At 40.4% G+C, this 26,990-nt stretch carries 24 protein-coding genes; 1 reads left to right on the top strand and 23 read right to left on the bottom strand.

Going from position 1 to position 26,990, the window contains the following annotated elements:
• Positions 1-44 precede the first annotated feature (44 nt).
• The 21 genes from ABD036_RS10225 to ABD036_RS10125 all read right to left on the bottom strand — a co-directional run bounded on the left by ABD036_RS10225 (position 45) and on the right by ABD036_RS10125 (position 23,519).
• Positions 45-923, bottom strand: a complete 879-nt coding sequence (locus ABD036_RS10225) for a WcbI family polysaccharide biosynthesis putative acetyltransferase (RefSeq protein WP_343859484.1) — start codon at positions 921-923, stop codon at positions 45-47.
• A 27-nt stretch (positions 924-950) separates the two neighbouring features.
• Positions 951-1,409: a GDP-mannose mannosyl hydrolase gene (locus ABD036_RS10220; protein ID WP_343859481.1), complete on the bottom strand. Its 459-nt coding sequence runs from the start codon at positions 1,407-1,409 to the stop codon at positions 951-953.
• A gap of 80 nt (positions 1,410-1,489) precedes the next feature.
• Positions 1,490-2,452, bottom strand: coding sequence for a GDP-L-fucose synthase (gene fcl / locus ABD036_RS10215; RefSeq protein WP_343859479.1), 963 nt, complete (start codon positions 2,450-2,452; stop codon positions 1,490-1,492).
• A 27-nt stretch (positions 2,453-2,479) separates the two neighbouring features.
• Positions 2,480-3,277 (bottom strand): hypothetical protein, encoded by a 798-nt coding sequence (locus ABD036_RS10210; RefSeq protein WP_343859476.1) that lies wholly within the window; start codon positions 3,275-3,277, stop codon positions 2,480-2,482.
• A gap of 70 nt (positions 3,278-3,347) precedes the next feature.
• Positions 3,348-4,142, bottom strand: a complete 795-nt coding sequence (locus ABD036_RS10205; protein WP_343859473.1) for a hypothetical protein — start codon at positions 4,140-4,142, stop codon at positions 3,348-3,350.
• A gap of 117 nt (positions 4,143-4,259) precedes the next feature.
• Entirely contained in the window at positions 4,260-5,201 is a 942-nt protein-coding gene (locus ABD036_RS10200; protein ID WP_343859469.1) for a glycoside hydrolase family protein, read from the bottom strand.
• A gap of 25 nt (positions 5,202-5,226) precedes the next feature.
• The gene (locus ABD036_RS10195) at positions 5,227-5,883 is read right to left on the bottom strand and encodes an acetyltransferase (protein ID WP_343859467.1); all 657 of its coding nucleotides are present in this window, start codon (positions 5,881-5,883) and stop codon (positions 5,227-5,229) included.
• Positions 5,876-6,580, bottom strand: a complete 705-nt coding sequence (locus ABD036_RS10190; RefSeq protein ID WP_343859465.1) for a WbqC family protein — start codon at positions 6,578-6,580, stop codon at positions 5,876-5,878. Before ABD036_RS10190 ends, ABD036_RS10195 begins: the two co-directional genes overlap by 8 nt.
• A gap of 1 nt (position 6,581) precedes the next feature.
• Positions 6,582-7,703, bottom strand: a complete 1,122-nt coding sequence (locus ABD036_RS10185; protein ID WP_343859462.1) for a DegT/DnrJ/EryC1/StrS aminotransferase family protein — start codon at positions 7,701-7,703, stop codon at positions 6,582-6,584.
• Between the two features lie 171 nt (positions 7,704-7,874).
• Complete coding sequence (gene gmd / locus ABD036_RS10180; RefSeq protein WP_343859460.1) at positions 7,875-8,990, bottom strand: GDP-mannose 4,6-dehydratase; 1,116 nt, start codon at positions 8,988-8,990, stop codon at positions 7,875-7,877.
• A 33-nt stretch (positions 8,991-9,023) separates the two neighbouring features.
• Positions 9,024-9,782 (bottom strand): SDR family NAD(P)-dependent oxidoreductase, encoded by a 759-nt coding sequence (locus ABD036_RS10175; RefSeq protein WP_343859458.1) that lies wholly within the window; start codon positions 9,780-9,782, stop codon positions 9,024-9,026.
• Positions 9,772-10,710: a phosphoglycerate dehydrogenase gene (locus ABD036_RS10170; protein WP_343859456.1), complete on the bottom strand. Its 939-nt coding sequence runs from the start codon at positions 10,708-10,710 to the stop codon at positions 9,772-9,774. The genes ABD036_RS10175 and ABD036_RS10170 overlap by 11 nt, the downstream gene beginning before the upstream one ends.
• Positions 10,711-10,725: 15 nt before the next feature.
• A complete protein-coding gene (locus ABD036_RS10165; RefSeq protein WP_343859453.1) occupies positions 10,726-11,424 on the bottom strand; it encodes an acylneuraminate cytidylyltransferase family protein in 699 nt (232 codons plus the stop codon).
• Positions 11,417-12,325 carry a glycosyltransferase family 2 protein gene (locus ABD036_RS10160; RefSeq protein WP_343859450.1) on the bottom strand — a complete coding sequence of 303 codons (909 nt, stop codon included), beginning with the start codon at positions 12,323-12,325 and terminating at the stop codon, positions 11,417-11,419. The genes ABD036_RS10165 and ABD036_RS10160 overlap by 8 nt, the downstream gene beginning before the upstream one ends.
• Positions 12,319-13,191: an SMP-30/gluconolactonase/LRE family protein gene (locus tag ABD036_RS10155; RefSeq protein ID WP_343859448.1), complete on the bottom strand. Its 873-nt coding sequence runs from the start codon at positions 13,189-13,191 to the stop codon at positions 12,319-12,321. Before ABD036_RS10155 ends, ABD036_RS10160 begins: the two co-directional genes overlap by 7 nt.
• Entirely contained in the window at positions 13,188-15,842 is a 2,655-nt protein-coding gene (locus ABD036_RS10150) for a 6-hydroxymethylpterin diphosphokinase MptE-like protein (RefSeq protein ID WP_343859446.1), read from the bottom strand. The genes ABD036_RS10155 and ABD036_RS10150 overlap by 4 nt, the downstream gene beginning before the upstream one ends.
• A 58-nt stretch (positions 15,843-15,900) precedes the next feature.
• A complete protein-coding gene (locus tag ABD036_RS10145) occupies positions 15,901-16,581 on the bottom strand; it encodes a 6-hydroxymethylpterin diphosphokinase MptE-like protein (RefSeq protein ID WP_343859444.1) in 681 nt (226 codons plus the stop codon).
• Positions 16,582-16,589: 8 nt separating this feature from the next.
• Complete coding sequence (locus tag ABD036_RS10140) at positions 16,590-17,570, bottom strand: sulfotransferase (RefSeq protein ID WP_343859442.1); 981 nt, start codon at positions 17,568-17,570, stop codon at positions 16,590-16,592.
• The gene (locus ABD036_RS10135) at positions 17,567-19,321 is read right to left on the bottom strand and encodes an FkbM family methyltransferase (protein WP_343859440.1); all 1,755 of its coding nucleotides are present in this window, start codon (positions 19,319-19,321) and stop codon (positions 17,567-17,569) included. The genes ABD036_RS10140 and ABD036_RS10135 overlap by 4 nt, the downstream gene beginning before the upstream one ends.
• A gap of 19 nt (positions 19,322-19,340) precedes the next feature.
• Positions 19,341-20,573, bottom strand: a complete 1,233-nt coding sequence (locus ABD036_RS10130) for a hypothetical protein (protein ID WP_343859437.1) — start codon at positions 20,571-20,573, stop codon at positions 19,341-19,343.
• A 9-nt stretch (positions 20,574-20,582) separates the two neighbouring features.
• Positions 20,583-23,519, bottom strand: coding sequence for a coiled-coil domain-containing protein (locus tag ABD036_RS10125; RefSeq protein ID WP_343859434.1), 2,937 nt, complete (start codon positions 23,517-23,519; stop codon positions 20,583-20,585).
• 224 nt (positions 23,520-23,743) lie between these two features.
• On the opposite strand from ABD036_RS10125, the gene ABD036_RS10120 reads away from it, so the two are divergent.
• Positions 23,744-24,568 carry a CatB-related O-acetyltransferase gene (locus ABD036_RS10120; protein WP_343859432.1) on the top strand — a complete coding sequence of 275 codons (825 nt, stop codon included), beginning with the start codon at positions 23,744-23,746 and terminating at the stop codon, positions 24,566-24,568.
• Positions 24,569-24,672: 104 nt separating this feature from the next.
• Here ABD036_RS10120 and ABD036_RS10115 read toward each other — a convergent pair whose 3' ends face one another.
• Both ABD036_RS10115 and ABD036_RS10110 read right to left on the bottom strand, forming a co-directional pair.
• Complete coding sequence (locus tag ABD036_RS10115; protein WP_343859429.1) at positions 24,673-25,179, bottom strand: hypothetical protein; 507 nt, start codon at positions 25,177-25,179, stop codon at positions 24,673-24,675.
• Positions 25,180-25,255: 76 nt separating this feature from the next.
• Entirely contained in the window at positions 25,256-26,989 is a 1,734-nt protein-coding gene (locus tag ABD036_RS10110; protein WP_343859427.1) for an FG-GAP repeat domain-containing protein, read from the bottom strand.
• Position 26,990: the final 1 nt, after the last annotated feature.

The following is a 26,990-nucleotide window of genomic DNA, read 5'->3' as shown; positions in this document are numbered from 1 at the left end:
GGATGATTACTCGGTGGAAACGCAGATAAAATAGCGACCGCTGCTTAACAGCCTCGCTTTTGCCACAACTGAGATACTACATGCGCCAATTTCTGCGGCTCTTGTTTAGCGTAAATGTCAATCAAACCACTGACATAAGATTCAAGCGTTACCACATGACCTTTCACTTTAGTCACAGGCAAGTGCTCAGCTATCATGTGCTTTTGAACCGAATGATAAAGCGGTAAAATGGTCTCACCTAAATGTTCATAACTACCTGGAATAGATTTATCAGTAATCTCTAGATGGACTAATATTTGTTGACAAACATCTAATAGCAAACGCCGACTAGGGTGATTTACACTAAAGAACAACTGCTCTTCATGCCAATGTTGTTGGATGAAATTTGCCACCTGCGTATCCAGCCCGACTTCGCGGCTTTTTAGCTCAGCAATACTTTTTTCAATTCCAGCCAACACGTCGTTTGGTGAGTAAAAGTCAGGATCTTGCAATTGCTCCAACGATGTTTGTTTAGCTTGTTCAATGCTATCTGATTGCAAAAAGTTGTCGGCAATATTCAAATCATGGTAATCGCTAAATTGATTAATCTCATTTGGCATGCCGCGTAAGTAATCGATTTCAGTAAAGTAACCATTAAAATAGATACTGGGATAAGACATTTTTATGGCGCCCGTTTTTGCATGAGCGAATAGATTATCTGTGCTTAACAGATCGCCAAAGGCATCTCCGACTTTCTGACAAATTAACAAGTCTACCGAACTCACCACATCGAGAATATGCGGCCAGTCTTTGTTAGACAGCATAAATACCGGTTGAGAAAACTTAACCAACTCAAATTGATTGTTGAATGTTTCATTATTCAACAGTAATTTGGCTATTGGTGATGCTTGGCAATTCCCATATACCGCGAACTTCTTTTTCATAAACCCAAGACTCTTATCTTTATTACTTTATTCACTTTGTTCGAGATACCATTTTGAATGTTTATGAACATCTTTGCGATTAAGCAGGTCTTGACGATCAAACCATTGGTATTGGCTGTGTTGCTGCTGTGGTAGGTGGGCAATGTCTAAATCCAAGATCAATTCATATCCCAGCACAACGTAATGCGTAGAGGTCTCAGCGCCAAACACATAGTCTTCATAAAAATGCTCGAAGGGACCTAAAAACGCTGCATGACTGCGCTCAACCTTGACGCCTAACTCTTGCTCAGTTAAGCGCAAAAAAGCAGCATCCATAGATTCATTTTTATAGATCCGGCCTCCAGGCACAAACCAATATCCTTGCGCAGGACGATTATTTCGATAGCCTAGTAAAATTTGCTGCTTGGCATTTCTCACAACCAGATCAATTGAGATCAGCGGCGTGCTGGCGATCACTGTTTTGAATGTATTCTCTGCTAGGTACAATTTTATTAGCCTAAACCTTGGGTAAAATGTTAAGGCCACCAGATAACCGTTGCCTTACGAACCAACAAACTCAATACAGCTTAGGCTTGCCTAAAGCTATCTTGATTATCCAAAAACCACTGATACGCATCTTTTAAACCCTCTTCAAGAGAGTAAGTATATTGCCACCCAAGTGCAGCTAATCGATCGACATTCATCAATTTACGCGGCGCACCATCTGGCTTGGTGCTATCAAATTCAATCTTGCCACCAAAACCTGTAACTTTGGCCACGGTTTCCACCAGCTCACGAATAGTGCAGTCCACTCCTGTGCCAACATTGATATGGCTTAGCATGGGCTCGGTGTTTTCATCGTAAGTTTGTTTATCTAGGTTCATAACATGAATAGAAGCCGCTGCCATATCATTCACATGTAAAAACTCACGCATAGGCTTGCCACTGCCCCACGCCACGACTTTGTCATCACCGTTAAGCTTAGCTTCATGGAAACGGCGCAATAATGCAGGAATAACATGGGAATTTTCAGGGTGGAAATTATCATGTGGCCCATACAAGTTAGTTGGCATCACGCTTCGGTAATCTCGTTGAAATTGGCGATTATACGACTCACACAATTTGATCCCTGCAATTTTGGCTATCGCATAGGGTTCATTAGTTGGTTCAAGCGTGCCCGTGAGTAGCGCCGTTTCGGCCATCGGCTGTTCAGCCAATTTCGGATAAATACACGAGGAACCTAAAAACAATAATTTTTGAATACCAGCCATATGCGCACTGTGAATGATATTGCACTCAATCATCAGGTTTTCGTAAATAAAATCAGCTGGGTAAGTATTATTAGCAACTATCCCACCGACCTTGGCAGCGGCTAAATACACTTCATCGATATTTTCACTTTGAAAAAATGTCGCCACAGCCTGCTGACTGGTTAAGTCAAGCTCACTGCGCGAACGTAACACCAACTCCACATCGCCTTGCTGTTGTAATTGTCGAACAATAGCCGAGCCCACCATTCCACGGTGACCTGCTACAAAGATTCTTTTCATTATTAAATTTTTCCTAGGTTAAACAATTCAAGCTGAGTGTTGCAGCATATACTTAGTAAAATATTTCTTCATTTCAAATTTGTTTTTGGGGCAAGATACGCTGCGTTGTTTTTGAGGCTGATGCCTTTGTGTTTTTAGAATAATATTATCTGGAATATCAATGCCAACGTCTTTAATTAAATAAGAAACTTCATCCGTTCCCTGATTTTCCATAATACGCTCAGCTGAAAAAATATAGTCGGTATGTTTTTCAACTAATATTTTATAGTTTTCTTGTTGCTTTTTTAAGAACGTTATAGCCGTTACAATGTCTTCTTCCGAAACCAAAACCTTATAATCTTTCCCGATCTTCAATGCCTCTTCAATCTCACTCCCCCACAAGCCTGACTTCATGGCAATAGCAAACGAAAAAACTTGGTCAAAAAAGTTATCTCTTCGAATATAATAAACTCTATCAAATTGAAAATATTCAAAAACATCGATTTGATAATTAGTTTTCCAGTACTCATATTGATGAATGTGCACATTCAAAATAAACGTATTGGTTTTTGGATTAAATAAATTTAAAACCTGCTCTAAATACACAAACGGATCAAAATCTTTACCCGTCAATTGTTGAAAGGCTATGCAATATTTGTCGTGTAACCATTCTCGATAAATACTTTTCCCAGCAATCGGACTTAATTTATTGGAAAACATTGTAGAGCCAACGCGAGGCGTCGAAACTAATGCAATTTTGTGTTTTTTCTCGCTAAGTTGGTTACGGACAGAATGAAAAAAATGCTCTTGAATATCCTTACTAAACATTTCGCTAATATAATCCATTGCCCTCGCCCTAACCTGCTCAACACATTCGTTAGGTTTGGAACTAATCATTTGTACTCAAGCCCAAGCCTCAATTTATTGGTTTTCCAAAGCTGCGAAATTCATAATTAGCCTTTAAGATGCGTTCATCAAGAAAAAGAGTTGAATCAAATTTAAAGCCATTTTCTTTGTCCCAAAGTGAATCATGATGAAACCGTGAGGTGTTACCACAATGATATCCTGTACCATCGTGACCAATATTTTGTACTAAAGACTTTTTAGGATAAATGGTCATAGTGCCATCGATTGCTTGTCTATACATACACCTTACATCTGCAGCGTCTAGAGTTCCTCCAACTTCTTTGAGGACCATTCTTAACACATCGGGGCCGCACTTTTTAAATAGCTCCTGATCTTCAATTTTTTCGAATTCTTGTGGATCTATCTTAGTTTTTAGGGCTTCTAATGTTCTCGAAAAGATCCCACTTCCCCATCCAGAATATCTGGGCATACAAAACGTATCTGCTACCAAATCATCAGGGATATCGATTGGGGGGCAATATCCTACAATACTGAGTACACGTTGATCATTTTCGTAAAAGTTGAGTGCTTCGTTCATAAATGGAAGAAAACCTGGTGCCGTGACGATATCATCTTCTAAAAAAATAATGCGGCTAAAGCGCTCCATCATTTCATAAATGGCCGAAAGAGCGTTTCGCACACCACCTAAATTTTCTTCCCGTTCGATAACATATACTTTCCTAAAACCTGTAATTGAATTAGCGTAACTCCTTACAAGTTCAACCTGTTCTTTATGTTCGGAAACACTTGCTGCATCACTATAGATATACAAATCAGTACTTTCAGCTAAATCACTTTTCTTCAAAGCCTCAATACACTTTTTAAAATGCTCTATACGTGTATAAACTGACACGCAGACTGGGATGCACACTTTATTGTTTGTTGCGAAAATGTTTGATAAAAATCTAAATAGCACTTTATATTATTCCTCTATCGCAAAACCAAAACCGGTTTTTCCAAAACCATTGCCGTTATAAAACATCATTAGCTTTTCAGACACTCTAATCACGTGTGGGTACTCAACCATCAACGAGTCCCATCCTTCACAACTAATATCCAGGCAGTTGGGATTTTGAGGTTCACAGCGTTGCCAATTGATTCCATCATTAGATTCAGCAAACCCTATACGATAGCTTGCATCGATATTGTCTCTATAACCATCAATTTTACGATATGAAAACCACATTTTATATGTGCCATTCTCTTTAAGAACAGATGCTTTAACAATGCCGGCCTCAGAATCATTAAGATAATCGATTGCAACTACCCCCTTCCGTTGCCACACAATCCCATTTTCAGATTCAGCATATTTAATGTGGTAGCGTGGTTCAACCTTACCATTTACTTCACGCCATTCTGTACAAGACAAGTACCAATTCTTCCAAACGTTATTTTCTATAAGTACACACGAAGTGCCAGAATAGTGGGGTTCTATGGAGTCTCTATCCCACAGTGGACCGTTAGAGTATTTTTTGAATGTCTGGCAGTTATCATCGCTAATGGCTAGGCCAACAGCATTGTGATACGGGATTGTATTACGCACATTCCAACCAATGTAATACATATAATGCTTATTATCATGTTCAACCACCCACGACGGCATGACACCACAGTCATCAAATGTTCCCAATTCACCTAACTCTAAAAGAGGCTTATCGCAAATATTCAGTATGTTTTTGGGGTTACGATCATCAACATCCACATAGAAAGGTCGACTTCTAGATTGCTCGTCGCGGGACGAAAAGACAATACGAATTCTATTTTCATTAGGAAAATGAATAGGTACTGGTACCTGTGCATGACTAAGTGCATGTTTGTTTTTGCCATCAGGGACAAATATTCTTCCTTGTTTAATCCACGCCATTTAAGTTTTCAACCCCACTGTAATACTAATATACTTCGTAGCTTGGTTTGCTCTTTTTCTTCGCAGGGTTCCCTATATAAACGCCCCACTCATCAGTATCTCGTGTCAGACTTGCACTCATTCCAAGCAACGTACCTTTGGCTACATTTGTATAATCCCTAACCGTAGAATTCACACCAAAAAAACAATGCGATTCAACAACACAATGCCCAGATAAAACAACGTGAGAAGTAAAAAAACAATGATCTTTTATTTGACCATGGTGGCCGATATGATTACCACTCCATAGTACAACATTGTTGCCGATACTGGTGAATGGCTGGATTGTGTTGTCTTCTAGAATAAAGCAATTATCACCAATTTTAGTACCTTCAAATACTGTGGCTTTACTGCTGATATAAGAAATTAACTCATAGCCTTTAGCTTTAATCTCATAGTAAATCTGCTCCCGCAACTGATTCATATTCTTGCCAGTCATGGGAGCAAAAAACTTATATTCTGCAGGTGGATACTTTTTTTCTATTGATTCAAATGCAACCACATTTAAACCTTTAAAGGTTGATGTGTTCAAATATTTTTCGTGGACACTGAATGCTACGACTTCATGTTCACTATCCACCCCCAGATAGAAATGAGCCAGTTCAGCGGTATCCATCGTTCCAAAAATCACTACTTTAGCCATTTATTAACTCATAACTCTGTATTATTTGCATAGCTTCACTAGGTGAATTAAACATAAGCACATCTACAATAGAAAGATAAGGCGTATGTACATCCGAAAACTGACGATAATTTGTACCCTTGTGTTTCAAAAATTGTAATTTTATTCCCTGCATTTCAAAGGATTTAGTAGAGTATAAATCGACTCCGCCAATGGCATTGATATATTTTTCTGCTTGTAAGTTTTTTGCTATGCTGACAATCCGTTGTTCACCAGCCAACCCTTTTGCAAACTGCTCTTGGGAACTCCGAATAATTTCAACGGAAATATTTAAATATTCATTTACTTTAATCAAAGCGTTCACTAAAAAGTCAGCTAACAACTCTGTTTTATAATCAAAAATATCGACCAGTAAAGATATCACATCTTGATAATAGGGAGCTTTGGAATACGAAAAAGACAACATTCTCAGAAATTTAATTTTACTATGATGGAGAGATAATATACTTAAATCAGAAATTTTAGAATTTTGACTCGCCTTACTGATAGGCAAGGTAAATCTTTGTGGCCCACTCTTACTATAAAAATTATTTCTGTTAACCCATCCTTTTTTGATAAAATTAACATCATCGTAAATTACAAATGTGTCTGCCGCATCAAACAGACTGAAATATCCCACGTATGGGAAAAAATACGGCTGCATGATGACCAAGTTCATACTAACCGAGCTTACTTTTCAGCAAACTAACAAGCTCGTACACAGCCTCAACATCAAGGTCAGAGTAGATTGGTAAACACAAAACCTCATCGGCACGTTTTCGTGCTTTTGATACATCCAATTTACGAGCTCTTTCTTCTATTTCAGGTATTCCAAAATCACAAGTCAATGGATAAAAGTAGCGACGAACCATATATCCGTGCTCACGTAAAAACCCATAAAGCGTATCTCGATCAGTTTTGGCGTTTGGTTCAATGAAAATCGGAAAGTACGAATAATTTAAACGTGAATTGTTAGGCTCAGTAGGTATAAAAACGCCTTCTAACTTCGAAAGCTCGCTTACATAATAATCAGCAATATATTGTTTACCCGCCAACATTTTATCAATGTGTTGAAGTTGCACTAAACCAAGTGCAGCATTGAACTCAGACATTTTCGCATTGAGACCAAGGGAGGAAATAGTTGTTTCGTTTTGAAACCCAAAATTTGCAAAATTAATTAGCTTGTCACGAACCACGGCAGAATGACAAGCGACCGCTCCACCTTCAAAAGTATTAAAGGTTTTAGTTGCGTGAAAGCTCGCCACACTCATGCTGCCAAAACGAAACACACTTTCTCCAGCAAGCTCTACACCAAATGCATGAGCGGCATCATACAATACAGGAATGTTATGCCGCAATGATAGCTCGTTTAGAGCAACAACATCACAAGGGTTGCCGTAACAATGGACGGCTAAAATCGCCACTGTTTCAGAGCTTATAGCACGTTCAATTGCATCAACATCAATATTTAATGTGGTTGGATTAATGTCTACAAATACCGGCTTGTGACCAGTCCAGATTATAGAGTTAGTCGTTGCAATAAATGTAAACGGCGTAGTAATGATTTCGCCTTTTTCTTTTGTTGCAAGGCAACTCAGCGCAGCTAGCAATGCTTGTGTACCATTAGTAAAGGTCACCACATGCTCAACATCCCACAACTTTGCTAACTCACGACAAAACTTACCATTGTATTTGCCATTATTGGTTAACATTTTAGAATGCCAGATATCCTCTAGCAATGGCATAAATTCTTCGAGAGGAGGAAGGTATGGCTTGGTGACATTGATTACTTTCTTACTCACTTAATTTACCTATTCGCATTTGTCACCAAAAATCATCGTCTTATGCTCAGCAATCAAAGTTAAAACACTGATTCACCACTTCGATTAAAGTTAACTCAATCGAAGTGTATGCCTCGTTTTATCTTAAATAGCATTTTCTCCAAGCTTTCGCTGCGCTCTGAATTAATCCTATTATTCTTTAGCTACAGATACCGAATACCCATGCTTTTTCAACAAAGCATGTTGCTTAGCTTTACTTAAATCATACTGAACCATCTCGGCACACATTTCTTCAACGGTGATTTCGGGTACCCAGCCTAATTTTTCTTTGGCTTTTGTTGGGTCGCCCAACAAAGTTTCAACTTCCGCAGGCCTAAAGTATCGCGGGTCCACTTTTACGATTATGTCTCCGACTTGAACACCTTCAGCATCATCGCCGTTTATTGCTGTAATGGTGGCAATTTCATTAATCCCTTCCCCCGTGAATTCGACAATAATTCCAACATTCTCTGCTGACATTCGCACAAATTCACGCACCGATATTTGTTTGCCCGTAGCGATAACAAAATCTTCTGGCTTGTCTTGTTGTAACATCATCCATTGCATACGGACGTAATCCTTTGCATGGCCCCAGTCGCGCAACGCATCCATGTTTCCTAAATACAAACAAGACTCTAACCCTTGCGCAATATTGGCTATAGCTCGAGTAATCTTACGTGTTACGAACGTCTCTCCTCGACGAGGTGACTCGTGGTTAAATAAGATACCGTTACAAGCGTAGATACCATAAGATTCTCGATAGTTAACTGCTATCCAGTAGGCATACATTTTGGCAACCGCGTAAGGTGACCTTGGATGAAAAGGTGTAGTTTCTTTCTGCGGTATTTCTTGCACTTCACCGTAGAGCTCTGACGTAGAGGCCTGATAGAATTTGGTTTTCTTTTCTAAACCCAAAAAGCGAATTGCTTCTAATAAGCGTAAGGTGCCTAAAGCATCTACGTCAGCGGTGTATTCTGGCGCTTCAAACGATACTGCAACATGTGACTGCGCACCCAAGTTATATACCTCGTCAGGCTCTACTTCCCTCATAATGCGAATAAGGTTAGAAGAGTCGCTCAAATCCCCATAATGCAGTTTAAAGCGTGCATTTTCTATATGCACATCTTCATAGATATGATCGACACGCTGAGTATTAAATAATGAAGCTCGACGCTTAATACCGTGAACCTCATATCCTTTTTCTAATAAAAATTCGGCTAAATAAGAGCCATCCTGGCCGGTTACACCGGTAATTAATGCTTTTTTCATATTTTTTCACTTTAAAAATTCAAATATCGTAAATTACGATGGATCACTTAAGCAACTGTGGATCCCGCCAGTTGCGCTGATGCACGCACCTTGAATAAACCCAGCTTCTTCAGAAGCTAAAAAGACTGCAAGTTTAGCCACCTCTGACGGTGTCCCAACCCTGCCCATTGGGTGAAAAGACTCGAGCTCTCTATATTTCTCATCCATGCCTTTAAATCCCGCTTTAAGCATATCCGTTTCGATTGCCGCCGGTTCTATTGCATTTATACGAATACGAGCACCCAAATCTATCGCCATATTTCGAGTCAATGCACTTAGCGCCGCTTTACTAGTTGCGTAGGCAACAAAGTTCTTCTTGGTTAAAGATGCATGGATGCTACTTATGTTGATAATTGCACCATAGGTAACTTCTAGTAATGGTAACATTGCTTGAGACAAAAAGAACGGCGCGCTTAAGTTCACTCGCAATGTTTCATCCCACACACTGCGAGCCATAGTGCGTGAATTTTCTAACAATTGAACTGCAGCATTGTTAACTAACGCCAATAAATTTCCACTAGAAACTGTCGAAACTAGTTGTTTATTAACCGATTCGGCATAGTCTTGATCTAAGGCATATTGATTTAGATCCAAGCTCATGTATACAGCATGTACTAAATCGTTGTTTGGCACATCGTTTAAATCCAAAGCAAGTACATGATGACCTGAATTCGTAAACTCTTCGCATAGTGCTCTACCTATGCCACCATTAGCACCGGTAACAATTACCCACTTTTTTTTGTTAATTTGCATGCAAAAACGCAGCTATTTTGTTGATTGCTTCTTGGGTCGCTCTGCGCACACCTTCTTTAGTATTTGACCCATTATGAGAGCCAAAAATGCACTGTGGCATTTCTCGAAGAGGAGAACTCTTAGGTAATGGTTCTTCTTCAAACACATCTAACGCAGCTGCAGATACATGGCCTGATTGCAATGCACTGATAAGTGCAGGCTCATCTATAAGAGGCCCACGTGCTACGTTTATCACCTTACAACCTGGTTTGAGTTGAGATATCGCTTTTTCATCAAGCATATGGAAGTTGTGCTTGTTCAACGCGCAAGTGAAAATTAAGAAATCCAATTTATCTAGCCCTTCAGGGAAAGACATTCTGGTGACAAAATCAAACTCTTTATTACCTTCAACACCAGGGTCATAGACAATAGCGTTAACATCGAATCCGGATAAACGTTTTACTGTGTTGTAACCGATATCGCCGAATCCCACGACACCAACAGTTTTACCCGCGACGCTCATTCCTGCTGGCTTTGGCCATGCGAAGTTGTTTCTTATCTCGCGATCTATATAAAAAGTTTCACGAGCAAGCCCCAACATAAATCCGATAGCCAAGTCAGCCACTTCACCACCAAACATATTAGGGGTATTAGTAATTGGTATGCCAAGTTCTTCGCATGCGGCAAAGTCGACATTATCGACACCTATGCCCCACTTTACAGCCGCTTCAAGTTTACCCTTAATAGCTGCACTGAAAACCTGATGCGTAGCTGGGTCATCACCGATGATCCATCCCTCAAAATCAGGAAGTAAAGCCATCAGCTCTTGTTCGGATAATATTTGCGTTGTTTGTGCTGCAACTAGCTCGACGCCGAGTTTTTTTGCCGGTTCAACGAACTCATCAAACATGCCCAACATCGGTGGGCAAGTCACTAATACCTTTTTCATAAAACCTCTTGCATATCAGGGCTTGATCAGACCTTTTTGAATAAAATAATGGGTTGTCACTATTGCTCTATCCCAATCGTCAGGCGTATCAATATCAGAAGACTCCATATCAGGCGTGACCATCATCATTGGGTGCTTGCCTATACGTGCTTGTGTAGTAGCGAAACTGTCACGGGTGAATATATACAGATTCGAATTTTCCTCGTACCAAGGCTCCAAATTTTGAGTAGGTATAAGGTTGTTTGGGTCATGATTTATCGGAGAGCAATCTTCACGATAAAATCGAGTTTGTATTTTGTTTACCGTAAACAGTGAATCTGTATCGGATTTCTCACGGGCATCCGCAAACTCTAGTATGGCTTTTTTGATAGTTTCGGGTCTTAACAATGGGTTGGTAGTATGAGTCATCAAATACATATCAGCCTCCACATTGGCCAAATCATCGGCAAGCACCAGATTCATCGATACATCGTCACCACAGATATCTTTATGGCGATCGCGAATGCGAATGCGATCTGTATCTACTAATCCATTCTCGGCAAGAATCTCTCTTGCATCAGTATTGATAATGACTTCATCTATTTCATCTACAGCCAACAGGCTGTCGAGTATCCAACGGAAAAGCGGTTTACCGCAAAACTCTCGAAAGTTCTTTCCTTTTACACGCGTACTGTTTGCTTTCATTGGCAACAATGCGACTATTTTTTTAGTCATGATAAATCTCTTTCTCTACATCTTTTGGGTAAAAATAATGAAACTTTTGTTTAGCCGACAGTTTCCGCATTTCATGGTTACCTTTGTAGGTTCCCCAGTAATGATTATAGCGAAATAAGACTATTTCTATGCAGCGTTTTAGAAAAACCTTCTCTCGCACAGCCCCTGCAAAATCAGCCATTACGCCCGATATTAAAAAGCGCAAAAAATCAGTGAAGGAGAAATGTACTTCAGGCATAATTTTTTGTAATGCATAAGCTTCTCTTTCATAACGGGTTCGCAATTGGGACCAGCTTTCATCATGAATATGATAAACGGGTGCTGTTGATACATAACCAATCTTTTCACCTGATTCGACCAATTGCTTCGCCAAATACATGTCTTCTAAACCGGTTAACTCTTCATTAAAGCCGAACTTTTCCCAAGCAGTACGAGTCACTGCAGCATTCGCATTGTTACAAAAGTATCCTTCTTGAGGTATTTTTGAATATTCTGGAAACCATTTATCAAAATGCTTGCTCTCAGAATATTTTGTTGTGTCTCGGCCAATTTGGCGGCCATAAGCGTATGCGATTTTCTGTTCCACCAATGGTTTGCAAAGTTCATCCAACCAATCTGGACTCGCAGGGATGCAATGACCACTGACAAACACCAGAAAATCCCCTTTTGCAAATTCGCACCCCATATTTAATGAGCGGCCAAAGGTAAAGTCCGACTTTTTAATATGAGTGATACGGCAATTGTGTTTTTCAGCAATCTCTAGGGTGCCATCAGTCGACCCTGAGTCAATTATTACTACTTCATTGTCAACAACCGCGGTATTTTGCTTGCCAATTTCACTGAGCAGTTCGTCCAAGTATTTGGCTTCATTGTAGGTTCTGATAACAACGCTTGCTAACATGATGCTACTTCTAACTTGAAATGGGGCATGGGTTTGCCTTTAATTAATTGGTGGTATTGCAGTACTTTCCCAGAGTCAGGATAGTCTTTCATTTGCTGTTCAGACAACCCTTCAGTTGCAGTCGTGATAAGCAAGAACTCCATATCAGGCCCCCCGAATGCACAAGATGTTGGTTGTAAAGCTTGAAGTTGAATTTTATCTAACAATTTCCCAGCAGGCGAGTATTTATGTATAGCAGCCCCTCCCCAGATTGCTAACCAAATATTCCCCTGCTCATCTATTGCTCCCCCATCGGGTGTGCAATCTGTTTCAGACAGATCTAACCACACTGACCTATTGGCCCAATCGAGTTTCCCTTCGGTATTCAAATTCACTTTGAATGTTTTTTGCAAGAAAGAATCAGAAACTAGCACGGAATAATCATCAACCCAAATAAATGAATTAGGGATTCCAATAGGGATATTTTGCGCTACTAACTGGCCTTTTGCATCTAACGAGTAAATGTCTCCGTTGAGGCCGGTAGGTTTTTTCTCCATAGTGCCGAACCAATATTTACCGTCTGGCCCAACGCTACCGTCGTTACAACGAAACAAGTCAGAATGCGGCAACTCAGCGATAGGAGTGCACGTCTCACTTTTCAGATCGAACACAAAATGGCTTTTTTCAGCACTTAATAATAATGAATTTTCATTCAACAACACAATATTTGACACCATTTGCTCAATCGCAAAATGGCGTTTAACCCCAACATCTTTTGTCTTACTCAGCGATGCAAGAAAGATGTGCTGTTGCAAAATATCAGTCCAAATCCACTGGTTGTTTTTGGCATGCCATAAAGGCGATTCTGCTAAGTGAAATGGACTCATTTTACAATCAATTTCAATATGTTAGCATTTATTGTATTAAACCTTTCATGCTCGAGTGACGTCATTAGAAAGGCAACCATTTCTAGTCTTTCTTGTGCGCTGTGTTTCTCTTTACGCACTAATTTCTCAATCTTTTGTTGATCCTGTTTAAACTGCCAATCAACCCCATGCGATTGCATTAAATTAACTAACTCTGTCCGTTGCAATTCATTTAAATCAAGAAGCGTATCTAGCACTTTCAAGCTTTTATATTTCTGTTTTCTTGTACCTAACAATTCAAACAACTGAGCACTTAACTGTTTGATCTGTTTTACGTCAGCTTGTGTGTAATAAACGATACTGTTCTGTGAAACCTTACGAAGCGTATTCTGAAAACCGTATTGGTTTCTAGCTGCTGAAAATTCTTCTTTCAGACTATTTAGCGATTCAAAATACTGTTCGGTGGCGCTCTCTTTATTGAAAAGAATATTGTTTATTTGAGATTGTACTGAGCCACTGTTGTGCTCCGCGATAACAAATGGATACTTTTCTTCAAGCAAATATGTGATAGTGCCTATTTCTTTACTTCCTATTGCGAGGAAAGGTACATTCGCGCCAATCGTCTCGGGCAATTTGTTTGCCATAGAATACTTCAAATACACTTTTGATTTTTCGTCAAAATTGTAACACAACACGTTTAAATCTGAACTCTCGAGAAGAGCTAGATAGACTTGATAGTTATCGTGCTGGCGACTAATCGATGTATGTTTAAATTTATCAAAATCTTTAGCAAATCTGTCTATGTAGTTTTGCCCCGTATAAATTTCAAAACGCACGGGAGTCTCTGCAGAACTTATATCTTCGATAGCTTTAGCGACATTGATAATAGACGACAGACTCATGTCCGGCTCCATACCCCCAAAATAACGCACGACTTTACAATTTTTATCTTTAGGTAAGGCAAGAGCCCCTTGTTCTTGAATGTAATTATGAACTACTTGTAAACGCTCTTGCTCAACATTAAACGCGGTGTGTAAATAATCAGCCATTTTTTGTGAGATGGTCAATACTTTTGCCGCTTTTGCAAAAAGGAATTTCATTAGTTTTTCGTAAACCAAAGAAATTTCAGGCCCTTGATTCATTTCAATTTTTGCAAGCCAGTCGTCCATATAATGAATAACAAAGGGTTTGTTTAAAATAACCGGCATTATCATTTGAATGATACTTAAAGCCGGTCTGTCATGCGTTGGCCGAGTGTAAAGCACATCAGGGTTATACTCTAACAGGCACCTAAGTGACGCGAATACGCTAGATTTATCCGCATTGGCCGCGTAACAGTCATTCGGTATTTTTTGGTAAGCAGAAACAAAATCAGGGTGTTGTCCATGAACGTGAAACAAAGAATGCTTTGCCCATCCATCGAACATATTCTTTTTCACGATCCCAGTAGCACAAAGCCAATCTATATGCGTAAAGTCTATAACAGCGGTTTTGGGGTAGACCTTACTATGCTCAAAAAGCGAATAAAGGTCGACTCTAGGGAAAACATCTAACTCTCCACCTATAGTAGCGTTGGCAACTTTAATTCCTTTGATTTTCGCGTAGTTTCTGACTTTTCGATATGCTTGAAGCATAGTATTCACGTTAGGATCGTGCCATCTGTAACCTTTGCCAAAGTAGCGAGAGTCAAAGTGGTTTACATCATCGGATTTGGAGCACAGTACCCCGGTACCATAGTCAGTGCTTCTATCAACATTTTCAACCTTGTAACTTGCATCTACACCAATAAGATAAATTTCATCAAAACCTAGCGAAGCAGCAATTTGCATTCCGGTATAAGTTACAGTGCCTCCGGTGTATGATATTTCACCGACGTCATCAGAGAAATCGGTATCCACGGGGAAGCTTCTCCGCGGTAAATGATTTAAAAATATGGTGTTTTCTTGCACTGGAACACAATAACCTAAATAAGAAGGAAATATTTTTACTGGACAGTTATATTTGGCGATTTCTGATGCTCGGTCTTCTGCAACCAAGTGATCTTCCACTACGTATATAGTTGGGGTAAAGGTATCGTGTAAGAAAATACCATTGAATCCAATGGTAATTTCGTCTTTAAGCAACGACAAATCGGTTTGTTTCAAACTAGGACCATTACCGAGAATAAAAACCCGTTTTTTGCCGGTTTGTTTAATCCGTTCTTTAAGCTTTTCAAATCGATTTTTAGATATTGCTCGATTATCTGGTTTTACCAGTTCAGCGACCTTTTTCAAACCTATTACTTGTTCAGACAATGGGATTTTATTTGTTGGTAGGTAAATATCACCATTAAAAGGAAAGCTTTTCACCAGCTTCAACTTTTCTGATTCCATTTCTGATATTGTTTCTGGATAAGTCAATTCTCGACCAGGAAGCTCTCGATACTGAAAGTTCTTGAAGTCAGGCGATAATGATTTAGGAATAGACAACGCAGGTTCAATATTCTGCTGGCGTGTGACTATTAATTGCGAGGAGTTGTTAGTATGGTTTTTTGTAGTGCCATTCAATTTATCAAGCCAAAACTGATAAAACGACAAATGAGGTTTGGTTTCTCGCATGCGTTGGCAAAACTCGATAGCTTCTTGGGTCTTGCCTTCCTCAAGTAACTTTTTAAAAACTTGTACATCTAACATTTTTCTTCCCTTGCTACATCAACCAGAAGCTGACCTTCGCTTTGCTTTATTATTTGGTTCAAAGAAAAACCGATGTGTAATCGACTTTCTCAAAAACATCACAATTGCCACCTACTGTAGCATCGTATATGCGGCGCCCACTATTCTCATAGACTTGTCGCGCAATTTCATAAGAACGCTCAGAATTTTTTAAATCAGGATTATCCCATGTGCAACCTTTAGCGAAATATTCATCACTAAAGTGATTAGGATCTTTTTGAGTCATAATGCTCTCTGCATTAGGAGCGCCATTATATTGGAAAGAATGGTCCATACCAATAATAAATACCTCTTTAAACCCTAAATAGTACGCTATTTGCAGAGCTGCATAGGTAACCGTCCAACCTTCTTCGATATTTGACTCAATATTTTTACAAAATCTTGCCGACGGAGCACTAGTGTCAATTACATGAGTCAAGTAATCATTCTGAAACAAGTTACCGCAACGATTACTCAAAAACTTTCGGCAAGTTAGTTGCTTAATATCTTGTTGAGCCTGCTCCAATACCTTTTTATTTACGCATACGTAATAATTTGGATAGAATTTAAACTTTTTAAAACCCAAAAATATTTTGTTTAAACCGATAGTCGTTTCTCTTTGCAAAAACGACAGCTCCATGTTGTTCAAAGAGGGGCCATTGCAAATAATGACTCCCTTTTGCCCGTGGTGACGATTCTTTAAATATTTGATCAATCCCATTCCTTCCTTTAATTCGCAGTGACTGGTTGAGGTAATTGATACAAGCCTGTATTACAAATTTTGTTAAATTCAGGTGAGTTCAAACTTTCCTCAATGATCGATGGGGGCGCAATTCGTTCTCGAACCCCAATGACATTAGCGCTCCTGCCACTATCGCCAGTAACGTTGAACAATTCGAACAATGATTCAAACTCTTCACTAAAGGGGATTTCAAAGAATTTACATATTTTATGCATTTCAGAAATTGGCGAATGAGTAAAATCTTCAAACTTGATGATGGGACAATGGCTGAAATCGCAAAGCAATCGATTTAAGCGTCGACAGTATTCGTCAAAAGTGAATGGCTCAAAATGCTGCCAATTATTTTTTACTAGAGAAGCGTAAGCATCAATTGGATTTCGAACGGTAACAATTGACCTTATCTCAAAATCATCTTTTAATGCACTTACTACTTCACTGCCATTTTCGGTTAACGAGCCAAGATTATAATCAGAATGAGTATGATCTCTAAGAATCAAAGTTCCCGCCCGATTGTCTACATGCTCAAAAGTGAGTTTAACACTCTGTGCGAATAATTTTTGCGCCAGTTGCCTTTGTTCCGGTACTTGCGCATATTTAGAAAGCGATGCAATATCGCTAGGAGAAAACTTTGGTTTCGCGGTTCTTAGATGTAGATCTGAATATGGATGCAGCTCACTTAACAAAAAAACATTGGGGATTGCAGAAAGACATTTGGATATTAATGTTCCCCCACTGCAGGCTAAATGATGAATGATCCTAAGCACAGGTTTTTCATTTGTGAATTGACTTTCGACGTTTTCGCATTTTTCCATTAAAGATGAAGCCTTCGAAAAATCTAATCGAGACAAAGGCGAGGCGGAATTATCTGTCAACTCATCGAATACCCCGTTAGGCAACAAGTGACTATCATCAATTAAATCTATAGCGTCTTCTAATGAAGCTAGCAGTCGATTCACTGGATTCTTCATGAGCTTTTAGCCGACTTTTTAGTTTTAGGAGCTTTTACTAAACTGGCTGTAGTGTCTGCATAATCTAACTCAGCCAGCTCAGGGTGGTTGTTTTCCAAGTAATGGTAAAATTCTGCTGCCTGTTTAAGTTTTACGCGCAATTCTTTGACTAACTCAACCAACTGCTGTTCGTTATAATTTTTATTCTTATATTTTTCTCTTAAATCTTCTAAATCTACTTGAGCTTTAGTTTGCAATTTTATAGCCATATCACTGGCTTTTTGGCGTTCTAATACTTGTTGCTTAAGCTCGGTCATTTGTTTATTAAGGTTTTCAACTCTGTCTTTATTCTGGTGATGCCATTGAGTTTGTTGTTCCAATTGTTTTTTGGTTTTAGCGAGTTCGCTTTGCAAATCCCTTACTTTAGCCTCCTCTAATTTAATGGACTCTTGAGTTGCCTGCTTTTGCTCTTCAGCCAGTTCTATTAAAGCTTGTTTTTCACCTTGTAGCTGCGTGTATTTATCTTCCGCTTGCTTAGCTTTTTCTTGCTGTGCTTGAACTTTCTGACTTTGTTCTTCGAACTGCTCAACTAGCGTTTGTTTTTCGTCGCGCAGCAACTTAGCTGCATCTTCAGTATGTTTCGCTTTTTCTTCTAGTAATTGAACCGTCTTCTTTTGAGTCTCTACACTTTGACTAAGCTCATTATTCTCTCGCTCAAGTCGTTGTTGTGTTTCTTGCGATTCAGCCTCTAATTTGGTTAGCTGTTGCGCTTTTTCTGCCAACTGCTTGGAAAGGGATTCAATTTGTTGCTGGGCTTTTTCAAATTCAATTTGTTTATTGGCTAAGTCTTGCAGAGCTTTTTTCGCTTTTTGTTCAGCCACTTCTAGTTGCTGTTGTGTGCTTTCAGTTAATTTAGCAATTTGCTCTTTCAACTGTTCGACAAGTGCTTTTTTGTCTGCTAATTCTTTTTCTTTTGCGGTTGTATTACCGCTTAGCTCTTTAAGCTTAACATTTAGGTCATTGATGTCTTGTTTTGCTTGTAAGTTTGCTTTTCCAGCCTCTTCATAACGGGCAGTTAATTCAGAGTTATTTTGTTGGCTTTCTAGCAGTTTTGACTCTAGCTGTTTTATCGTAATTGCATTTTGATCGCGTTGATAATAGTGCTCGGTATAAGGCACATTTTCATCATCGGTAAAACGTAAGGTAAGATTACGCGTTGCTAATGTTTTAATAAGCTCATTAGCCTGAGTACTATTTTTATACAGCGACTCTTGACTGGTGCGCACAATTACCCAATCAAACTGATTCAAATTATCTTGTGAACATTCACTAAACAAATTTGATTCAGCGCCTTGGACGTCAAAGATCAAAACATTAACCTTGTTTGGATCTAATGGCTGTAGATTTTCAATGAAATCATTGATTCCTTCTGCCATCGAGGATTTTTGTTCACATTGTTTAAGATTAGAAAAATGTTCGGTTAGCTGATCAGGGGCGAGTAACGAGTTAAACCGAGGATTGGCAAAGCAATATATTGAGGTCTCGCCAGTTTTCGGTGCAACCCAAACATTCTTCACTTGTACGTGTTCGAAACGCTTAGATTTTCGGTTGAGTTTGTCAAACAGTGTAGGATCAGGTTCTACAGCAACAATTCGTGAAAAATTCATTGCATTGTAAATTTCAAGCTCGCGTCCTACGCCTGCACCAATATGCACAGCGACGCCTAAGGACTTCTCCTTATTTCCCAGAATATTAGATAAAAACGCTAGCATAGTGTTCCTTGATCTATCCTTAATGATTAACAAGCCAACTGAACAGAGGCTCAAACATTGTTTCTTTGTACGACTCAACATTCGTTTTGATGTTGCTGCTATCATCCTGAATATTGAGCAATGCTAAGTCAGGTGATACTTGATAGCGCACGCCTAAACGTTGTGCTTCACGGGTCAACCAACAAGGTGCATCGATAATAAACGGGCGATCGAAAAAAGCCAGCATCCACACTAAGCCTGAGCTCTTATTTTGATATACGTTTGTATCATAGGTACAAACGGCTAAGCTAATGCGCATCATCACTTGAGCAAGTTGATCATTTGACCAAAACCCATGATGCAAAATTAATCGAGGTTCAGTTTCAGCCCACGCCTTTAATTGACTAATACAATCACTTAGCTCTGGATACGCCCAAGCTAGCGTAAACTGAATCAAAAAATGCGTGTCTTTTGATGAGTTCGCCAACGCACTTTTGAGTACTTCAGGTAAACGATTGAACCCTTTATCTTCTTTAGCATCGCCCAAGTAGAGCAATACTGTATTGCCCGGTATATCAACAGCATGCTTATTCGTCGATTGGTTTCTTAAGGACGACCAGTCCATTAAATAGCATGGATGATTCTCAATAGCGTCGCAGTTTATCAAATCTTGATATGCCTGACAAAGCTCATATTCACTGGCATATAGCGATAAAAAAGGATGTGAAATTAATCGTTGAAACCCCATCCTAAACCACATTTTTTGATTGGATAATTTAGTCGTCTGCGTCGGCGAGTACATAGCACAACACACCATGTGCAGATCGGCTTGCACTATGCTCTGACCACATCTTGCTATTGCCATATCCAAGGCCCAAGCGTGCTCCCAATTTAAGCAAGGAAAAAACAATACAATCCGATTTTCAAGTGATTGCGTTATCGCCTCATCGAGTGCCAATTGATATTCACTACAAAGTTGACGCACATATTCCTGCACACCGGCAGGACCTAGGGTAACGCCATCATGAAAATATTTATAAAATAACGATGCAAAATGTCGCGATACGGTTAGCCCCGACTCTTCCAACTGTGTTTTTAAACCGTTATCAAAAAGCTGATGGGCCAATACTGACACGTCAAAGTTAATATTATGATTATCTTTATGATGTCGATAGTATTGGCAAAGCGTTTCAGCTAGAGCTGCGTGATGCCCACCAGCTTCCATCAGTCCTGGATCAACAACCCAAATTCGCGCTTGTTTTGATAGTGTCAAAATTAGACTCTACAGGTCTTTTAACCACTGTGACCACAGCAATTGTGCTTTCTCATCCAACTCAGATGTTGCATTTGTTAGTGCTGGTAATGCTTGGATAAATTCATTTAACATATTGCGATGCTCTGCATCTAAAGAGTCATCAAAGATAATCTCTTCGACATCCCCCAGATTGAATAACACTCTGGGACCGTAATCATCTTCGTCGAAATGACGACTATTGGCCAAAGGCACGTTATCATCTCCGGTACGCAGATCTATAGCAATATCAGCATTCCCACTTTCATCGATATTATCAGCGCGCACTTTTAATTTGAGCATGGTTTCAGGCTGTATTTCATATTCAAACACAAGGTGTTGATAGCCACCTAGGTCGACAAATTCAGCAAAAGTGAAAGGCGTTGGATTAGTCACCGCCTCTTTTTCAACTTGCTCATTTGTTTCAGCAAAACCGCCAATCTTTGACAGACACTCGCCCACTGCCAGCCAATCGTTATTGTCTCTGGTAATCTCGGCACCTTGTGCTTTTAGTACCGGCAAAAAGTGAATGAAGTTTTTGAATAAATGACGGATCAGTTGTTTGTCTCGCTGAGAGGTTCTATCTGTCGCGAAAATCTCCACTCCCTCATCACTGAGTTTTACCTTAGCCTGAAATTTATAACCGTAATCATCTTTTAACTCGGGAGGCCATGCTTGCAAAGGACCAAATCCTGCAGGTGTCTCTCTTATCTCTAACGTGATTTCATCAGTAAAAAGTGTGTCCGATGACTTACCTGTTGCGGCAAACTTTACTTCGAACTCTGGAAACAATTGGTCGTTTACCAATAGTTTTTCGAATCTTAACCAAAGGTGCTCGTAATCGTCTGTGCGATATTCTTCCACCAACGAAAGTTGGTCGAAACTCATCCATTGTGGCAATGTCGCAATCTGATTTTTGAGTTCAATGGCACTTAGGCGCCAATCACGCAGCTCACCCTCTTCCATCGGTTTTATAATAGATAAATCTTCAAGCTGCAAAGCATCATTCAGCAAAGACGCAATACTCAACACGACCACTCGCTCACCTGCGCTGAGTTTTTCATTTACCCGTTGTTGTTGTTGCGTTTTACTCTCTGGAGGAATGGGGATAAAGGTTATGTAATGTCCGTATTCGTCTTTGAGATCGTCTAACCAGCGAAGCTCAACATTTGAATCAGCCGCGCGAAACTCAATACCCACATGCCCTTCAACGTTAATTAGTTTACACACTATGTTATCGAATAATCGACCATCCGCTAGGGCCACGTTTTCAAGGCGCAGTTGGATGTCACTGTAACCATCGGTTGCATAGCCAGCAACCATCTCGGCACGACCTACCGCAGTCTTATCGAACACCTTTTGAATTGGCTTATTGTCTGATTGGCTATGTAACATGTGAGCCGATTCCTTTTGTTGTAATTGCAGATAGTAAAATTCCAGCTCTTCTTGTAGCTGATTTATTTGTAGTGTGGCGATTTCGTTTTCTGCAACTAAGTCTTCAATTTTGTCTTGGCTGAGCAGTGAAGTCTGTTGCTGTGTTTGATTTTGTTCAGTTGCAGTTTGCGCTTCGCCTTCCACTCGCTCTAATTTGAGAAGGGTACTTTCTAGCTCTTCCTGCAGCTTTACAGTTTGCAATATCAATAGCTCACACTCAGCTTCTGTGTGCTGCAGTTTATTTTGTACTGTTTCCAGCTGTTGCGTCGAGTCCTTAGATTTAGCGTGCGCTACTTCTGATGCGTGATTGAGTTCGTTAATTTGGTCTGTCAAATTGGTTAATTCTTTTTTATGCTCAGAATGACCAGACTCTAACTCTTCTTGCAACTGCCCAATCTGCAACACCTGCAATTCACTTTCTTGTGTTGCTTGTTTCACTTGAGCCGTTTGCTCTTGTAAACGGCCCGTTAGCTGTTTTATCTGTTCCGCTTTTTCGGCTTGGTCTTTTTGCGCGGCAACTAAATCTTTATGCGTTGCTTCTAATTCCTCTTGCAATTGATTGAGTTGCAACACTTGTAGTTCATTGTCTGCTTCGAGTTGCTCTATTTGCGATGCTGACTTTGTCCGCTGCGTCTCTAGCTCTTTCAATTTTGCCGCTAATTCTGAATTACTATCTTCGAGTTGCTGCTTTTGTTGCTTTAATTCAATTAACTCATTATTCGCACTGTCTAGTCTTTTCTCAACATCAGAAAGCTCGGCGGCTTGTTTTTGGGTTGCCTGAGAAAATTGCTTTTGGCTGCTTTGATGTTGTTTGATTGCTTTCAACGCCAACGATGATAACTGTGAGGGAGCGGCTACGCCACTAACACTAAAAGTCCCAAATATGGGCGCATCACTTCTGATCTCATCGTAAAAATCGAATATATCATCTTGATCTTGCAGAATTAATTGGGCTGCGAGCATCCGATCAGATGATAGACCAAGTTCAGTACTTTCGAATGTTACCTTGGCCTGGCAAAACTCGGCTAAGGCCGGTAATGATTGCGGTTGATTTTCCACTACATCGATATAGTTAAGTAGAAGACAAGTTTGACGATGTTCACGGTATAACTCAAAAGCCGTTTTAAGTTGCTGCTTCCATACCTGTGCTTCTTTTAAACCATCTTGCTCCCCCAGCGCGGTATCTGTCAGCGTATGGGCAACAGAAAGTTCAGGGTCGCTATAAAAAACCAGTGATTTAACCGATTCATGTTCTAGATAAATTGGTAGTTGTGGAACACAATTTGGCAAAAAAATACAGTGAGGCTTTTGCTGATCCAATGAGTCAAGTACGTCGTTAAGTGCTTCGGTAATGTCTTTCTTGCTTGATTTAGTTTGCAAGCCTTCAAGAGCTGACTGCACTTCAACTGAAACTTGGGGAAGTGGTATTTCAATGGTATCTCTCCATTCAATCCAATTAGCATCGGATATACCAGTAACAATCAACAGTTTCATTTATGCTCCATTTAATTACACCGTACCAACAAGTGAACAAGTCATCACTGTTGTTTTACAAACGGCATCAATTGTCCACTAAAAATCAGCTGGAATTTTACATTGTTCCATGACAATTCCAAGTCACTATTGCCTTTGGCATTAAAATAGACGAGCTCTATATGAAATTGGTATGATCTTGCGCTCATTATATTGGACTCGCCTCTTGCAATGGAGAACACGGATTGGCCACCACAATTAAAATTACTGCAGAACATATTGCCATTTTGAAAAAACATCGTATTTTTACTGGGTGGTATCCCTCGTTTGAAGCATACCTAGCTGATACCAATGGTACTGGTTGGCTTAGAGTAGGAAGTGAGCTGGTTTTTCGCAGCAAAATAGAGTTAGAGCCTTATTCAGCACTCTATGGTTCTCCTTACGTTGGTGGAAAAGGCACAATGCCAAGCTCTGGTTTGTGCAGCATGGGCGCGCAAAGCTACTCCCACTCGGCGTTACCTGAAAAGATGCAAGTGGGCAGATATTGCAGTATTGGCGAAGGCTTGAAAGTACTCGACAGTCACCACCCTATCGAGTTCATCTCTACTTCTCATTTTACTTGGCGACCTCGCTCGGCCTTTGTTGATGCAGCACGCACTGATAAAGGAGTAGATTCACAACCTGAGCCTAACTTTAATATCCACGGCAAGAAGCCTTTCCCGGTTATTGGCAATGATGTTTGGATTGGCCAGAGTGTCACCTTGTCTATGGGCGTGAAAATAGGCGATGGCGCTGTCATCGCGGCTAATTCAGTGGTAACAAAATCAGTCCCGCCGTTTGCCATCGTGGGGGGCAATCCCGCTAAGGTCATAAAATTCCGATTTACCGAGTACCAAATCGATCAGCTAAAACAGATCCGGTGGTGGGATTATCTGTTTACCGACTTCCAGCATTTAGATATGCACAATATGGGTGATTTCATTCGTCAATGGCGGGAGCATAAATCTGGCTTTACACCATACACACCAGCACCTTTAACTTTACCCGTTGCATTTAAGTCATCGAATTAATTTTATATCGGAAACTTAGACCGACAACTCATGCATCATATAAACAAATGGTGCGGGTTAAATGTACAAAATGACTTATGATGGCAGTAATTCGGAATAGAGGGCTATTGGTTTTGCCCATCCATAGACTCGGGGGCATCTTGTCCATCAATTGACTCAGCAAACATGGGGTTACCTTCGCCGCTGGGCATCATTTCACTGCCCGCTTCAGGTGCCAGCGCATCTGACTCAGTCACTTGCATCGCATCGTCATACACGTTTTGGACCGATTCATCCTCGGGGGCAATCGCAGTTGGATCGTACTTACCGATAATATCATCTGCTGGATCTGCATATTGAACATTAGGCATTGCGGGTTGAGAGCCGTTTTTGGCTGCCTTTTGAACAGATAATAATGAGCGACTATCGTTGACTACAGGTGCATAAACATCGCCTTTCGTTGGACCTTGCTGTTTTTCCAAAAGCGCATCTTGCTGCGTGCCATCGGTGTTTGTTAGCGGTAGTTGTTTTGCTTCTTCTGTTAACTCAATGGCGGGTTTGTCAGTGTCAAAAAACGCGAAATAACCGCCGATAGCGGCAACAATTAGTATAAAAACCAAGATCACTTTCACAATTGATATCCTTTTGTGTCATGTGTTGTCATAGATGGGGACGAAAATACACTATTTCATCCCCTCTATCTATACCCTAGTGGATAACCTTCCAAACAGGGTTAACCGTATTGCTATACCCTGCACTTGTGACACTCAAACCATTCATCAAGAAGATATAGCTTTGACCGCTTTGTGCTTGTCGCCAGAACAGGTCGGCTTTGCCATCGCCATTGAGATCGGAGATATCGGCGATTTGCCAGTTGATATTGCTTACGGTGTTAATCAGTGAACTGGTTTGGATCTGCCCACCATTCATCAAGTACGCCCAGTTGCGGCCATCTCGTTGATTGCGCCAGATAATATCGTCAGTGCCATCACCGTTTAAGTCACCGGCTCCGGCGATTGTCCAATCACTGCTAGCCACGCGATTGAGCACATAACGATTACTGATAGTGGTGCCGTTCATTAACCAGATGTAGTTATCACCACGGGTTTTATGACGCCAAATCACATCGGCTTTGTTATCACCGTTAACATCACCACTGGCAACAATCTCCCAGTTCAAATCTGCAACTCGTAAGTTGGCTTGAGATACTCGTGCACTCATGCCATCCATCAAGTACATCCAAGTATCACCGCGCACCGCATGGCGCCACAAGATGTCATCTTTACCGTCACCGTCAAAGTCAGCTACTTCTGCCACTTTCCAGTTAGTGTCTACCACATAGTTGAGTTGGCCTTGCTGTTTAATGCTAAAGCCGTCCATCAAATATATGTAGTTACGACCAGTATTGCTGTTACGCCACAAGATATCTGATTTACCATCACCATCAAAGTCACCACGACCAACCATTTGCCACGCTTGGTCAGCAATAACGTTAATACCGGCACTGGTAAGAATTGAACGACCATTCATGGTCCATAGCCAGTTGCGACCGGTAGATGAATTACGCCAAAGAATGTCGGCATTACCGTCTCCGTTGGTATCACTTTGCGTTGCTACCAATTTGGCATTCCAATTATCTATGTTTAATGGTAAATCACTGTTGCGATAACTATTCCCTAGCTCTGGAATCCCCGCTAATGCCCAAGGCTCAGTGATGTCATCTAAACCGTTTTGGCTAAACAAAAACCCGCCTTCTGTACCAAACGGGCAATCTCCACTACCGTCATTTCGGGTTTGTGAGAAACCTTGTACACAAACCCAAAAATCCAACACCGCACCAGATAAGCTCATACGAGGGGTATTTTCAGGAAGGATGGCTTGGATACCAATAGATTCAGATATCTGGTACTCATAACCTGCCAAACTCACTTTAGTAATGGCGAGAATGTCGATAGTGTCATTATCAGGTTGCAACATACCTTCCACAACCCCTGTGATAACCACGCCAGCTTCGCCTCGGGTATTGCCATCAAAGGTGTATGAAAATTGATATTCGGATGACTCACCAAATAGCAGTGGTTGATTATCCACATTGTCGTTGATGCCATCACCATCGGTATCCACAGAATTAATATTGCTACCCAATAAATACTCTTCACCATTAGTCAGGCCATCACCGTCGTTGTCGGCAGTAGCATCGCTGGCGTCAACTGGATTAAGGTTATTGGCGAGCTCGAAAGTATCTGGCAATCCATCATTGTCATCGTCAAGGTCGTCCCGATTTAACACGCTATCACCATCGGTGTCGTCCCATTCGATATCCCCGCCTGCGCTCCATGCGGATGCATCCCAAGTACCGTTATCCCATGACAGCGATGCCGCATTCGCGAGGTTTATATTCACCCCGGCGCAGATAAACAGAAACAGTAATAATTTTTTCATG

Source organism: Aliiglaciecola litoralis (genome assembly GCF_039523355.1).
GTDB lineage: Bacteria > Pseudomonadota > Gammaproteobacteria > Enterobacterales > Alteromonadaceae > Aliiglaciecola > Aliiglaciecola litoralis.
This window is presented reverse-complemented; position numbering and strand designations above follow the sequence as displayed.